At 57.2% G+C, this 13819-nt stretch carries 11 protein-coding genes; 5 read left to right on the forward strand and 6 right to left on the reverse strand.

Features of this window, described 5'->3' with window-relative positions; all coding sequences use genetic code 11:
- Positions 1–83 precede the first annotated feature (83 nt).
- Positions 84–1064 carry a TRAP transporter substrate-binding protein gene (locus QHL1GM_RS09985; protein ID WP_071694341.1) on the reverse strand — a complete coding sequence of 327 codons (981 nt, stop codon included), beginning with the start codon at positions 1062–1064 and terminating at the stop codon, positions 84–86.
- Positions 1065–1355: 291 nt separating this feature from the next.
- Entirely contained in the window at positions 1356–2255 is a 900-nt protein-coding gene (locus QHL1GM_RS09990) for a LysR family transcriptional regulator (RefSeq protein WP_071694342.1), read from the reverse strand.
- A 150-nt stretch (positions 2256–2405) separates the two neighbouring features.
- Here QHL1GM_RS09990 and QHL1GM_RS09995 point away from each other — a divergent pair, with 150 nt between their 5' ends.
- The 4 genes from QHL1GM_RS09995 (at position 2406) to QHL1GM_RS10010 (ending at position 6576) form a co-directional block, all read left to right on the forward strand.
- Positions 2406–3611: a CaiB/BaiF CoA-transferase family protein gene (locus tag QHL1GM_RS09995; RefSeq protein ID WP_071694343.1), complete on the forward strand. Its 1206-nt coding sequence runs from the start codon at positions 2406–2408 to the stop codon at positions 3609–3611.
- 11 nt (positions 3612–3622) lie between these two features.
- Positions 3623–4564: a hydroxymethylglutaryl-CoA lyase gene (locus QHL1GM_RS10000; RefSeq protein ID WP_071694344.1), complete on the forward strand. Its 942-nt coding sequence runs from the start codon at positions 3623–3625 to the stop codon at positions 4562–4564.
- Positions 4565–4696: 132 nt separating this feature from the next.
- Complete coding sequence (locus tag QHL1GM_RS10005; protein WP_071694345.1) at positions 4697–5947, forward strand: sorbosone dehydrogenase family protein; 1251 nt, start codon at positions 4697–4699, stop codon at positions 5945–5947.
- Positions 5948–5952: 5 nt separating this feature from the next.
- Positions 5953–6576: a cytochrome c gene (locus tag QHL1GM_RS10010; RefSeq protein ID WP_083570999.1), complete on the forward strand. Its 624-nt coding sequence runs from the start codon at positions 5953–5955 to the stop codon at positions 6574–6576.
- Between the two features lie 20 nt (positions 6577–6596).
- On the opposite strand, the gene QHL1GM_RS10015 is transcribed toward QHL1GM_RS10010, so the two are convergent.
- The 4 genes from QHL1GM_RS10015 to speB form a co-directional block, all read right to left on the reverse strand.
- Positions 6597–8060: an aldehyde dehydrogenase family protein gene (locus QHL1GM_RS10015; RefSeq protein WP_071694346.1), complete on the reverse strand. Its 1464-nt coding sequence runs from the start codon at positions 8058–8060 to the stop codon at positions 6597–6599.
- Positions 8061–8069: 9 nt separating this feature from the next.
- Positions 8070–9713, reverse strand: coding sequence for a 5-guanidino-2-oxopentanoate decarboxylase (locus QHL1GM_RS10020; RefSeq protein WP_071694347.1), 1644 nt, complete (start codon positions 9711–9713; stop codon positions 8070–8072).
- A gap of 10 nt (positions 9714–9723) precedes the next feature.
- The gene (locus QHL1GM_RS10025; protein WP_071694348.1) at positions 9724–11106 is read right to left on the reverse strand and encodes a YjiH family protein; all 1383 of its coding nucleotides are present in this window, start codon (positions 11104–11106) and stop codon (positions 9724–9726) included.
- Positions 11107–11210: 104 nt separating this feature from the next.
- Positions 11211–12161 carry an agmatinase gene (speB, locus tag QHL1GM_RS10030; protein WP_071694349.1) on the reverse strand — a complete coding sequence of 317 codons (951 nt, stop codon included), beginning with the start codon at positions 12159–12161 and terminating at the stop codon, positions 11211–11213.
- 223 nt (positions 12162–12384) lie between these two features.
- On the opposite strand from speB, the gene QHL1GM_RS10035 reads away from it, so the two are divergent.
- Positions 12385–13803, forward strand: a complete 1419-nt coding sequence (locus QHL1GM_RS10035; RefSeq protein ID WP_071695965.1) for a sigma-54-dependent Fis family transcriptional regulator — start codon at positions 12385–12387, stop codon at positions 13801–13803.
- Positions 13804–13819 lie beyond the last annotated feature (16 nt).

The following is a 13819-nucleotide window of genomic DNA, read 5'->3' on the forward strand; positions in this document are numbered from 1 at the left end:
AAACTTACTTGTCTTATAAAACTTTCTTGACCTGTAAAACAGCGACGGCCCAGTGGGCCGCCGCTGTTTCTGCCAAAGGAGGATTACTCGCTCTGGTTACCCAGTGCATCTTCGCGAACACCGTCGGCCATTTCGGCCATGACACGATCAATCGCCGGTAACGCGGCTTCGCGGAAGGCGGCAATATCAGGCTCAACAATCGTCATGCCTTCATCCTGCAGCGCTTCCAGGTAGTACTCATCGAGTTCGCGTTCTCGCTCCGTGCCATGCTCACGGGCAACATGAATAGCTTCTTCGATCAATGCCTGGTCCTCGGCCTCAAGCCCTTCCCACCAGCGCGCACTTGCCACCCAGTTCCACGGAAACTGAACATGGCTGGTCATAATAATGTGATCCTGCACTTCCCATAGCCGGCGGGTATAGGGCGAAGAGAGCGAGTTTTCATGACCATCAACCTGCCCTGTCTGCATGGCAAGATAAATCTCTGGCGCAGGCACGTTGACGACCTGGGCACCGATCTCTTCCCACACTTCCATCCAAACTGGCAGCGCGGGAAGGCGCATGCGGAAACCATCAAGATCTTCCGGGCTTTGGATGGCTTTATTGGCGGTCATGTGGCGCGGGCCGCGGTGCTGGGTGCCGAAGTATTTAAGGCCGCCCTGACTCTCCGCCTTTTCAATCAGCGCCTGGCCAGAGGGGCTCTCCATATAGGCATCAACTTCGTCCCAGGTTGAGAACACAAAGGGCACAGTAATGGCATCGTATTCAGGTGCGTACTGCTGGCGCCAGTTACCGCCAGTGATGGAGAGCTGGGTTTGACCAAGATTCAGTAGTTCCAAAACGGCATTTTCGCCGCCCAATGAACCCGCCAGGAAGGGACGAACATCGAAGCGACCCGGTGCCTGTTCTTCTAAGTACTCAGCAAAGCGCTCCACCGCAGCGCTTTCCGAACCGCCTTCGCTCATGGTGTTATTAACTTGAATTTCGATAGGATTCGCCAAGACGAACGGCGCAGTCGTTAGCATGCCTAGGGTAGCCAGCGTGGCAAACAGTTGTTTCCGCATGGGATAGACTCTCTAAGGTTGTCGTTATTGGATGTGATGCTTATTCGATATTGAAACAAGCTGCCAATGGGCTCAAATCGACGTTCAAGAAGGCTGGCTTCGTCAAATACGATGGCTATAAACGCTGCTATAGCGGGCTTTTAAATCCAACCTATCACCGCCATACGACCAAAGATGAATACCTATCTCTATTGGTTAACCCGTTGTGTCACACGTTTCGGGCCACTGAAGAGATAAATAGCGATGCTTAGCTTTCTCAAAACACGAAGCCATAAAGAGAATTCGTCGAGACTATTGCTCATCCTCTTTCTGGGTAAGGTGATCCACCAAGTGCCGGGCAGTCACATGCAGCGAGGCATAGCGCCGCATGCCAATCACCAGTTCGCGCTGAGCCCAAGGGTCGCTAAGCGGGATGCTTTTCAGCTGCAGATCGCCTAAGTCACTGTAGATGGTTTGCTCGGGTAGTACGCCCACGCCCATACCGTGATGAATCATCCGGCAGATAGCGTCAAAGCTGCGCACTTGGATACGCATGCGTAGCGCCTTACCCGCCAGATTAGCCTGCTCATTTAACAGTGACTGCAGCGAGGTATCCTGCTGTAAGCCGATAAAATCGAAAGCTAATGCTTCATGAAAAGCGATGCTTTCACGCCCAGCTAAAGGATGATCGATAGGAGTCATTAACACTAGTCGATCTTGTCGATAGGAGATCTGCTGAAGGTCGGGTGCCGCCACATGGCCGGCAAAAATACCGATATCGGTCAGGCCATCGCGAACGGCAGCAATAATTTCGCTACTGACCCGCTCCTGAAGATCGATTTTGATTTCCGGGTAGAGACGTGAGAAAGCGCTGAGATCCTGGGGAAGAAAGGCAATAATCGCCGAGGTATTTGAGTGAATACGCACATGGCCGCGCACGCCTTCGCCATACTCGCTGAGTTCGGCCTGCAGGCGCTCAATGTTATCCATAATTCGCCGGGCATGATGCAAAAACGCCTGGCCTGCGGGGGTTAGCTCCACACCTCTGGGACGACGATAGAGCAGCGTTGTGCCCACCAGCGTTTCCAGGTCGCTTATTCGCTTACTCACGGCGGCGAGGGCTAAGTGTTCACGCTCCGCCGCCGCCGTCAGACGGCCTTCATCCGCCACGGAGATAAACAGTTTAAGGGTGACAAAATCAAAGCGACGCATGCAACGGACTCCTTGAAGGCGACCCGCTTATGCTAGCGCACACCTTCGTCACCGACGAACCCTTTGTTACCCATTGCCTAATTGTCGCCTTTGGTCGGCTCACGCATGCTGACAATTAATGATGATAACGATAAGTAGAGGACAGCCTTAATGAATGCTTCCGAAGCGCGCCAGCTTCCGCTACAGGGCTTAAAAGTTCTAGAGCTCGGCCAACTGATTGCGGGGCCTTTCGCCACCAAACTGTTGGGCGAATTCGGCGCCGACGTGATCAAAATCGAACCGCCCGGCACCGGTGATCCACTTCGCAAATGGCGAATGATTGAAGAGGGCACCTCGCTCTGGTGGCACGTTCAAACCCGCAACAAGCGCTCGGTGGCGCTGGATTTGCGTAGTGAAGAGGGGCAAGACCTAGTGCGCCAGCTCGCCGCTGAGGCTGATGTGGTGGTGGAAAACTTCCGCCCCGGCACATTGGACAACTGGGGGCTGGGCTGGGAAGCACTCTCCAAACTTAATCCACGGCTGATCATGGTGCATATTTCCGGCTATGGGCAAACCGGGCCTTACCGCGACAAGCCCGGCTTTGGCGTGATTGGCGAAGCCATGGGTGGGTTGCGTTACCTCACCGGCCAGCCGGGAGAGCCTTCGGTACGCGTTGGCGTGAGTATTGGCGACTCGCTTTCCGCGCTCTATGCCGTGATTGGCACGCTACTGGCGCTTCAGGAGCGTAACCGCAGCGGCCTGGGCCAAGAGATCGACGTTGCTCTGTATGAATCGGTGTTTGCCATGATGGAGAGTCTGCTGCCTGAGTTCGATGCCAGCGGCCAGGTTCGCGAACCCAGCGGCAGCGCCCTACCCGGCATTACCCCTTCAAACGCCTACCGCTGCCAGGGCGGCGATTACGTGTTGATTGCCGGTAACGGCGACAGCATCTTCAAACGCTTAATGGGCGTGATTGGCCGCGATGATCTTGCCAACGACCCGGCCCTGGCCCATAACGATGGGCGTAGCCAGCATGCCGAAATGATTGATGCCGCGATTCAAACGTGGACCGAAGAACGCCCACGGGATGCCATTTTACAGGCGCTGGATGAAGCCCGTGTGCCCGCAGGCTACCCCTACACGGCGGAAGATATCGCCTTTGATCCTCACTATTTGGCGCGGGAGATGATTCAAACTTTCACTCGCCCCAACGGTAAACCGCTAAAAGTACCCGGCGTACTGCCCAAGCTGAGCGCTACCCCTGGGCGAATTGGCGACGGCGGTCCCACACTTGGCCAGCATACCGACGACGTATTGGATGAACTGGGCATTGATCACGAAACCCGCGCCAAGCTGCGCCAAGCGGGCATCATCTAGGGAGTTTCCTTATGAACGAAATATCACCTTGCCCCACTAAAATCGAGATCAACGAAGTCGCCCCTCGGGACGGCCTACAGATTGAGGCGCGCTTTGTACCTACGGAAGAGAAAATCCGCTGGGTAGACGCACTCTCCACCACCGGCCTACGGCGAATCGAAGCAACCTCGTTCACCTCACCGAAAGCGATTCCCAACCTGCGCGATGCTGCTGAAGTGGTGACCGGCATCCAGCGTCGGGAAGGGGTCGATATCACCGTTCTAGTGCCCAACGTTAAGGGCACCGAGCGCGCTCTTGACTGCCAGGTGAATGAAATCAATCTAGTAATGTCCGCCAGCAACAGCCACGGGCTAGCCAACCTGCGCATGACGCCAGAGCAATCCCTTGAACAGTTCGCGGCGATTTTGGAGGTCAGCAAAGGCAGCGGCGTGTTTATCAACGCCTCGCTCTCCACCGCCTTTGGCTGCCCCTTCGAAGGCGACGTTCCCGAAGCGCGGGTGCTGGAACTGGTTGAGAAGCTTATCGATCTTGGCATTCAGGGCATCACGCTCTGCGATACCACCGGTATGGCTAACCCTGCCCAGGTCAAACGCCTGTGCGCAGCCGTGCTTGAGCGCTGGCCGGAAACGCCGTTCACGCTCCACTTCCACAACACCCGCGGCATGGGGCTGGCCAACGCCCTGGCGGCGTGGCAAACAGGTATTAGCCGCTTTGATGCCTCACTAGGTGGGCTGGGCGGCTGCCCCTTCGCCCCCGGCGCTAGCGGTAATGTATGCACCGAAGACCTGGTGCATATGTTTGAGGCCATGGGCGTCGATACCGGCGTCGATCTGGATGCACTGCTGGAAGTCGCCGCTACCCTCCCAGACCTCATCGGGCATGACGTGCCAGGGCAGGTGGTAAAAGCCGGGAAATCGACCCGGCGTTATGCGATGCCAGCAGCCCATACCTGATGCTCGAAACAGCTAAGGGTTAATTAACGTCGGTGAACTGCCGAAGCAGATTTATGCTTTTTTTACAGATGCTACTAACATGAAGGTTGGCCCATGAGCCGCACGACATAATTACAATAAGGACAGCCTGTCATGACACTTCCTGTATTCACGCGCCTGACCCTAGCCATTTCCGCCGCCAGCCTTATGTTGGTAAGCACTATGAGCGCCGCGGAAGAAGAACCACAGCCGGCCTGGGCGCAAGGTCGCTCGGCCGAGATGGCTGGGTCGTCATTGGCACCTCACGCTACGCCAATGACGACTACCGCCGAGGAGAACATTCCGGTTGATGATATTCGTCTACCGGATGGCTTTAGTGCCGAAATATGGGCAAACGGTATGCCCGGAGCACGCATGATGGCGCTTGGCGACGATGGCACCTTGTTCGTAGGCACAAGAAGCATCGGCCGAGTCTATGCCGTGCAGGATAATGGCGAGGAACGCGAACATCAGATCATTGCCGAAGGGCTCACCCAACCTAACGGACTCGCCTTCAAAGATGGCAGCCTTTACGTCGCCGCGATCAACCGGATTCTGCGTTATGACGATATCGAATCGCAGGTAGCCGATGGCACTATTTCAGATCCCGAAGAGTTAACCGACGCCTTTGGCCTGCCTGATGACGAGCATCATGGTTGGAAGTTTCTCGCTTTCGGCCCCGACGACCGCCTTTACATACCGGTAGGAGCCCCCTGCAATGGCTGCGAAGTCGATGAAGACTCACATGCCACCATTCACAGCTTTGAGCCGGATGGTTCCGATATGCAGGTTGTCGCTCGCGGCGTGCGTAATAGCGTTGGCTTCGACTTCCATCCCGAGACTGGAGAACTGTGGTTCACCGACAATAATCAGGACTGGCTCAGTGAGCATGGGCCTAATGACGAACTTAACCGGGTGAGTGAGCCTGGCGCGTTCTACGGCTTCCCGGTTTGTCATGGCATCGGCATTGTCGATCCCGACTTGGGATCCGAAGGCTCCTGTGATGGTGTGACCATGCCAGTCGCTACGATGGACCCTCACAGCGCCCCGTTAGGCATGCGATTCTATGATGGTGAGATGTTCCCTGAGGAGTATCAAAACGCCATCTTTATTGCCCGTCGGGGTTCTTGGAACCGCGCGCTGAGCGTGGGTTACGATATTCAAGTGGCTAAAATTTCCGACGATGGCGAACGCGCGGGCCTGTCGCCCTTTATGGTGGGGTTGCACGACCCACACGAGAATGACTTCTCGGGTCGCCCGGTGGATGTTCTGCAAATGCCTGATGGTGCACTGCTGGTTGCCGATGAGCAAAATGGTGCTATCTATCGCATCAGCTACGAAACCCCCGATTACGACGCGGAGTAATCACCATGCAACTATCCCAGCGCGCGCCTTCTTGGCGCGCTCTGCTGGCAATGGGTGCGTTTACCGTTCTTGTGCTTCCTTTTGCAGCCGCCGCCGACGAGACCTCGCCGGCGGCGGGTTTGCCGTTGGAGGAGCAAGTTCAGTATTGCGGCTTTTGCCACGGAAGCGACGGTAACTCAACCCAGCCCGGCACACCCTCGTTAGCGGGACAGCCAGCGCTCGCGATTACTAACCAGTTGATCTATTTTCGCGAACGCCTGCGTCAGTCCGAAATCATGACGCCCCAGGCCCGAGGTCTCGATGACGAGGAGATCCAGGCGATGGCCGCCTACTACGCTGACCAGCCGGTCGCCGAACCAGAAGGAGAGCGCGACGCCGACTTGGCCAAACAGGGTCAGGAAATAGTCACTAGCCAAGGTTGTGCCAGTTGCCATAGTTCTGACTATAGCGGTCGCGAGCAGATGCCGAGGCTAGCGGGGCAGCGCGAGGACTATCTGTTCGCAGCCATGGTGGCCTATCGCGACCGCACTCGCGGCGGCCCCGACACCACTATGATCGACATCATGCGCGGCATTTCCGATGAAGATATAGAGGCGATGGCCCACCACCTGGCCCACTTTGACGACTGATCAGTTCTCAACCAGCGATATCAATCAGCTGGCCCAATGACATGCTTCACTTCAAGGTAGGCACTTAGCCCCCAGGGGCCCAATTCGCGACCAATGCCGCTGCGCTTGAAACCGCCCCAGCCGGTTTCGGGTAGCACCAGCTGCTCGCTGTTGTACCAAATGCTACCGGCTTTAAGCTGGCGGCCAATGCGTTTTGCCCGTTCAGGGTCGCCGCTGATCACTGTGGCTGCCAGACCAAAGACGCTGTCGTTGGCAAGCTGAATCGCCTCGGCTTCGTTTGCCACGCTTTGACCGCAAAGCACCGGGCCAAAAATCTCCTCTTGCCACAGGCGGCTTTCCACCGGCACATCGCGATAAAGTGTGGGCGCCAGGAAGTAGCCTTGAGCAGGCAGGGTGCGGTGCGTCGCATCGCGCACTACTGTCAGCCCATCCTGTTCGGCCAGATCCAGATAGCGCTGCACGGCGTCGCGCTGCTTGGCGCTGGTTAGCGGTCCTAAGTCGGTATCTTCGTCCAGCGGGTCGCCGAGTGTCAGCCCATCCATACGCTCGGCAAGCGCGGCGTAGAGTGCTTCGGCCACGTTTTCGTGCACCAATAACCGCGAAGTTGCAGAGCAGATTTGTCCGGCGTTGAAGTAGATACCGGCCATTACCCAGTCGGCTGCCTGTTCGGGGTCGGCATCTTCCATCACCAGGATCGGTGACTTTCCCCCCAGCTCCAGAGAGACGCTGGCGGTGCGTGCGGAAGCGGCCTGCATCACCGCTTCACCGACGCGGTTGCTGCCGGTAAAGGAGATTTTATCCACATCAGGATGATTGGTTAGCGGTGCACCGATGCCCTCCCCGTCGCCATTAAGAAGGTTGAGCACCCCAGCGGGCAGGCCAATCTCCAGCGCGATCTCCGCCAGTACCCGTTCGGGGAGCGGCGTGACTTCCGATGGCTTAAGCACCGCGGTGCAACCAGCCGCCAAGGCGGGCGCCAGCTTCCAGGCACTGGTCACCAGCGGGAAATTCCACGGCGCAATCAGCCCCACAACGCCCACGGGGTCGTGATAGGTACGCGCCTCAACGCCTTCCATTTCCACGCTGACCAATTCGCCCTGGCGTGCATCCAGTGCCTTCGCCTGCCCGGCGTAATAGCGGTAGCAGGCAATCGCGTCGTCGAGGTCAATACCCGCTTCCGCTAAAGGCTTGCCGTTGTTGGTCGCCGAAAGCGTGATAATCGAATCCCGGCGGGCTTCCAGTGCATCGGCAAACCCCTCAAGGTATTTTGCCCGTGCGGCACCGCCCAACGCCTGCCAATCAGGTTGAGCCTGCTTTGCGGCTTTGACGGCGGCATCGACATCCGCTGCATCCCCAGCGGTTACCTGGGCAATCCGCTCTTCGCGGTAGGGATTCATTACGTCAAGCATTCGGGTGCCCTCCGAGGGCACCCACTGATTGTTGATGAATTGGTGGTCGATAAACTGCTGGCTGAGTGACTGCATGGAAATGTCCTAGTCAGAAAATGCGCACGCACGCTGCCAGGCAGCGGCGTCTATTTCGATCAGTAAAGGCCCGGTCGCTTCACGGTTGGCGAGCGCCTTGGCAAGCTCCGCGGGGCTTTCTACCAGAACGCCGGGGCAGCCAAAGCCTTCGGCGAGGGTGAGGAAGTTGGGTGCTTGAATATCCACGCCCAGGCGCGCCACACCATTGGCATCCATATAGCGACGAATCTCTTCGTAACCAGCGTTGTGCCACAGCACAATCACCACGGGCAGTCGCTCTTCTACGGCCGTTGCCATTTCGGAGAGCGTAAACATCACCCCGCCGTCCCCCACCAGTGCCACCACCGGCAGATCCACTCGCGCCAGCTGTGCGCCCAGCGCCGCCGGCAGCCCATAGCCCAAGGTGCCGTAGCCGGTTGAGGCATTGAAATAACGCCTGGGCGCCGGCTGACTGACCAGGTGGTTACCGGCATACACCGGCGCGGTGGAATCGCCCACCAGAATGGCCTCGGGCAGATGCTCGGCAAGCGTTGCATACAGCGGCACAAAATCACTGAAAGCCGGATCGTTGGGTAGATTTAGCGCGCTCAATGCGGCAGCGGTTCGTTCGCTGCCGTCGCGCTGCAATGGCTCGGAGAAATGGCCTAGCAGAAGCTCAAGGCTACGCCCGGCATCACCCACCAGCCCAAGCGTGGTGCGCTGGTTGCGCACTAGCTGCTCAGGGTCAAGATCAATACGAATCAGCGTGCCGTTGAGGTGAAAGCCGTCATCAAACACTACGTCGTAGTCGGTTTCGCCTAGCTCGGTACCTATCGCCAGAATCACATCGGCGTTAGCCGCCAATTCACGCACTGCGGGCAGAGCCGCATTAGCCCCCAAATCCAACGGATGGTCGCGGCCTAACAGCCCTTTGGCGTTAATGGTCGTTACCGTGGGGGCATCAAGTTTTTCTACCAAAGCCCGCGCTGCCTCTGGCGCTGAAATGCAGCCACCGCCTAATAACACCAGGGGCTGTTTCGCCGCGTGTAACAAACGGGCGGCTTCGGCCAGCCCTTCTGGATCAGGCGCGGCGCGGTAAAGCTTAGGCGCCTGCCAACTCACCGGTACGTTCACTTGCGCGTTGAACAGATCGATGGGGATTTCGATATGCACCGGGCCTGGGCGCGCTCCATTGAAGATAGCAAAGGCGCGGGCCAGCACCTCGGGTAGCGTATTGGCGTCCAACAGTGTGTGGCTAAACCGCGCCACGCCGCTGATCATCTGCTGCTGGCTGGGCAGCTCGTGCAGCCGCCCTTGACCCATGCCCAGCGTATCGCGACGGTTAACGCTGGAGATCACCAGCATAGGGATCGAGTCCGCCAGGGCCTGGCCCATGGCGGTCGCTATATTGGTCATCCCCGGCCCGGTAATAATCAGGCACACCCCCGGCTGGCCGCTGGCCCGGGCATAGCCGTCGGCCATAAACCCGGCGCCCTGCTCATGGCGTGGCGTAACGTGCCTCACATCGCTGCCTTCCAGCCCGCGATAAAGCTCCACTGTATGCACGCCGGGTATGCCGAACAAAGCACGTATCCCGTAAGTATCGCGCAGCAGGTGAATCAGTAACTCGGCACAGGTCATGGTCGCTTGATTGCTCGATGCATTACCGTTCATTGCAAGCCCCTTAGAAGAAAAATGTATGGGCCATAAAGGCGATGATCGGCAGCGTAATTGCAGTGCGCAGCAGGAAGATGGCGACCAGCTCCCATAGCTTGATGGGAATTTTCGACTTGAGCAGCAGCGCGCCAATTTCCGACATGTAGATCAACTGGGTGAGCGACAGGCAGGCAATCACAAAACGGGTGAGTTCGCTTTCGATATTAGTCGCCAGCACCGCAGGCAGGAACATATCGGCAAAGCCCACCAGCGTAGCGGGCGCCGCCGCTTCTGCTTCAGGAATCCGCAGCAGCTCAAGCACCGGCACCATGGGGTAGGAAAGCCAGGTAAACAGCGGGGTGAATTCCGCCAGAATCAGCGCCACCGTGCCAATGGCAAACACCAGAGGAAGTAAGCCAAGGAAAATATCCATCACGTTGAGGAGCGCCAAACGTGCCAGCTCACGGGGGCCGGGAGCTCCAGCGGCGCGATTAGTGGCCTGAATCAAGCTATAACGGAACAGACCCACTTTCTCCGTCCGCTCCTCGTTCAGTTGGCAGCCCACTGGTTCATAGTAGTCATTGGATTTGAGCGACAGGGGCGGCAGGCGCGGCACGATGACCGCAGCGATTAACCCGGAAACCACTACCGTAAAGTAGAATTGCACGAACAGGTGGTTGATATCGACAAAGCTGGTGACGAGCAGCGCAAACGCAATCGACACCACGGAGAAGTTGGTGGCAATCACCGAGGCTTCCCGGCCATTGTAATAGCCCTGCTCATACTGCTGCGTGGTGATCAGCACACCAACGGTACCCGAGCCCATCCATGAGGCGGTGGCATCGATAGCGCTGCGTCCCGGCAAGTTAAAAATTATCCGAAACGGTTTACGTACCATACTGCCAATGAACTCCATAAAGCCAAACTCGACTAGAAACGGCAGCAGCAGCGCGGCAAAGAAGAAGAACGTTAATAGTACTGGCGCCAGGTCATTGAGCATCACGCCACCGGTAAAGGACGCAGTGACAAACTCCGGACCAAACTGAAAATAGGTCATCAAAGCAAACAGCGCGCCTAACACACGCATCGCAAGCCAAACCGGCCCGACATGAAACATTTCGTGCAGCATGCCTTTTTTGGCCCAGGCGGGGGTAGCTAGCTTGGCGTAAATCGTCGCTACCACCGACAGGCAGAGCACAACGACAGCAATGGCTGGCAGCGCCGAGCCCAGCAGGGCTTGTAAACCTTCTGCCATTAGGCCCATACCGATGTTGATGGTATCGCCAAATTGAAAAGGGACTAGAAAAAGCAAAACCCCAATTAAAGATGGCACTATAAACTTCAGTAAATGCGCGCGGGGAATCGGTGCCGACGAGGTCGGCTGTTCCGATTTAACGTTGCTATACGACATAGGGTTCACCCATTGGAAGTGATTATTGGAGGTGGACTGGCGGCGTTGTTAGGTCGGTGCTTTTTTATTTAGTCGCTATTTCTTTGATAGCTATTCGGTCGGCGTCACTCGCTGTGTTTAACGCCCGGAAGTACGCAAAGCATTTCATACAGCAAGGTGGCGCCCATCAGCGCGGTGTTGCCGCTAGGGTCATAAGGCGGAGATACTTCCACCAGGTCGCAGCCGACAATATTCAGCCCAGCGGCACCGCGAACCAGCTCCAATCCTTGGCTGGAGGTCAGTCCTCCCATCTCCACCGTGCCGGTACCGGGGGCAACAGAAGGGTCCAAACCGTCAATGTCGAAACTGATGTACACCGGGATATCGCCCATCTGCTCGCGCACTTCGGCCATCAAAGGCGCTAACGAGCGGTACCAGCACTCTTCGGCCGGCACGACGCGGAAACCCTGACCACGGCACCAGTCAAAATCTTCAGCGGCGTAGCCGGTACCGCGCAGACCGATTTGTACCACCTTGCCGTGGGCCAATAAGCCCTCCTCCTGGGCGCGGCGAAACGGCGTACCGTGGGCAATTGGCTCACCGAACATGTGCTCGTTCACATCGGCGTGGGCATCGATATGAATCAGTCCCACCGGGCCGTGCTTTTTGGCCATGGCACGAAGGATAGGCAGCGTGAGCGTATGTTCTCCGCCCAGGGTCAGCGGAATGCAGTCATGTTTCAGCACGTCATCGTAAAAGGCGGTGATGATGTCGACGCTTTTAGGCAGATGGAAGGTATTGATGGGTACGTCGCCGATATCGGCTACTTGCAAGCTTTCAAAGGGCGCGGCGCGGGTCGCCATATTGTAGGGGCGCAGCATGCGCGACTCGTCGCGGATCTGGCGCGGCCCAAGCCGTGTGCCGGGGCGGTTTGAAGTGCCAATATCCATGGGAATGCCAATAAATGCCGCATCCAAACCCTCGGCAGTCTCTTGGGTAGGCAGGCGCATCATGGTGGCAGGGCCTGCAAAGCGCGGCATGGTGTTGCCGCCCAGGGGCTGATTAAACTCCGACATACACATCTCCTTATATTTTTTGGCGGTGAGCACGGTGTAGGTACTGGCCTAGCTCTTTTCACTACTCTTCCAAAGACATTGCACAGACCATGCCAAGTCGAAGATGCCTATAAAGTGGTGTAATTAACGACCAAACGATGCAAAAATGAATCAATCAGGGGCTTTATCAATTCATTTTTGCATCAAAGATTCAAAAATGAATTGCTCAGAGGTGTCGGCTGCGATGAGTGAAATAGACAGACGTGTACTGCAAACCATTGTAGAAACCGCTAACGACCACTTCTTTATCGTCAGTGGCGATGGGCAAGTAGTTGACATTAGCCCAGGGGCCGAAGCGGTTTACGGAGTATCACGAGAAGAGCTGCTCTCCAGCAGTGTGCAGCAGCTGCAAACCGCTGGGGTGCTTAAGCCATCCATCACCATGGAAGTAATGCGCACCCGCCGGCCTGCACAGCTTATGCAGGTCACCGGAACAGGCCGCCGGGTGATTGCCGAAGCCTATCCTGTATTCGTCGACGGCAAGCTGGAGCGCATTATCAGCCGCTCGCGGGATTTAACCGACTTGCAGCTATTGCAGGACGAATACGCACTGCTGCAAAAACGTTTTAGCGAACACTTAAAGCGCAGCCAGGCAGCCCCGGATGCGGAAGAGCAGGCGCTGGATGATGCCCTGGACAATTTGCAGGTGCGCAGCAGCGTGATGCGCGAAATTGCGTTGCTGCTTAAGCGGGTCGCCCCTTCGGATGCCAACGTGCTGATGCTGGGGGAATCAGGTGTGGGTAAAACCGCCTTTGCCAAACAGCTACACCGCTGGAGCCAGCGCTGTGACGGCCCCTTTATTGACGTTAACTGCGCGGCGATTCCAGAGAATCTGTTTGAGTCCGAAATGTTTGGCTACCAGCCCGGCGCTTTCAGCGGTGCCGCTCGCCAGGGCAAAGCCGGGCTGTTAGAGCAGGCCGAGGGCGGCACGCTGTTTTTGGATGAAATCGGCGAGCTGCCGCTGCTAATGCAAACCAAACTGCTCAAGGTGATCCAGGACGGAAGTTTGACCCGACTGGGTGACACCCGATCACGCAAGGTCAATTTCCGCTTGGTCGTGGCGACCAACCAGGATTTGGGCAAGCAAGTAGAGGCCGGACTTTTCCGTCTGGATCTTTACTACCGCCTCAATGTGATCCCGGTCACCCTGCCGCCGCTGCGTGACCGCCGGGAGGATATCCCCGACCTGGTTGAAGCGTGCTTAAACCGGCTCAACCAGCGCTATGGCCGGCAAAAAATCCTTGATACCCGCGTTTGGTCGACCCTGATGGGCAGCGAATGGCCAGGTAACGTCCGCGAGCTGGAGAACTGGCTAGAAAGAGCCTGGCTTTCCAGCCCCACCGATCAAATCGAGGTGCCCGCCGCACTCCCTCACGCCGAGCAGCACCCAGCCAGTTTGCCGAGCGACGCGCCAGTCACTTCGGCAGTAGCACTCGAGCCCCAGGAAACCCTCAAGCAGTACCTAGCGCGGCTGGAGCGAGAAACCCTTGAAGAGCTGTGCAACACGCTTCCCAGCACCTACGCCATTGCCGAGCGGCTGGGCATCAGCCAATCCAGCGTGGTGCGCAAGCTTCAGCGCTATGGCATCAAAGTAGCCAGGTGATTTTCTGCTTGACACA

The organism is Halomonas sp. QHL1, assembly GCF_001882345.1.
Lineage (GTDB): Bacteria > Pseudomonadota > Gammaproteobacteria > Pseudomonadales > Halomonadaceae > Vreelandella.

Bases quoted from the DNA above. Each gene is read 5' to 3' on its own strand.
- QHL1GM_RS10000 (WP_071694344.1), top strand. From the start codon at position 3,623: ATGAACGAAATATCACCTTGCCCCACTAAAATCGAGATCAACGAAGTC.
- QHL1GM_RS10025 (WP_071694348.1), bottom strand. From the start codon at position 11,106: ATGTCGTATAGCAACGTTAAATCGGAACAGCCGACCTCGTCGGCACCG.
- QHL1GM_RS10020 (WP_071694347.1), bottom strand. From the start codon at position 9,713: ATGAACGGTAATGCATCGAGCAATCAAGCGACCATGACCTGTGCCGAG.
- QHL1GM_RS09990 (WP_071694342.1), bottom strand. From the start codon at position 2,255: ATGCGTCGCTTTGATTTTGTCACCCTTAAACTGTTTATCTCCGTGGCG.
- QHL1GM_RS09985 (WP_071694341.1), bottom strand. From the start codon at position 1,064: ATGCGGAAACAACTGTTTGCCACGCTGGCTACCCTAGGCATGCTAACG.
- QHL1GM_RS10005 (WP_071694345.1), top strand. From the start codon at position 4,697: ATGACACTTCCTGTATTCACGCGCCTGACCCTAGCCATTTCCGCCGCC.
- QHL1GM_RS10035 (WP_071695965.1), top strand. From the start codon at position 12,385: ATGAGTGAAATAGACAGACGTGTACTGCAAACCATTGTAGAAACCGCT.
- QHL1GM_RS09995 (WP_071694343.1), top strand. From the start codon at position 2,406: ATGAATGCTTCCGAAGCGCGCCAGCTTCCGCTACAGGGCTTAAAAGTT.
- speB (WP_071694349.1), bottom strand. From the start codon at position 12,161: ATGTCGGAGTTTAATCAGCCCCTGGGCGGCAACACCATGCCGCGCTTT.
- QHL1GM_RS10015 (WP_071694346.1), bottom strand. From the start codon at position 8,060: ATGCAGTCACTCAGCCAGCAGTTTATCGACCACCAATTCATCAACAAT.
- QHL1GM_RS10010 (WP_083570999.1), top strand. From the start codon at position 5,953: ATGCAACTATCCCAGCGCGCGCCTTCTTGGCGCGCTCTGCTGGCAATG.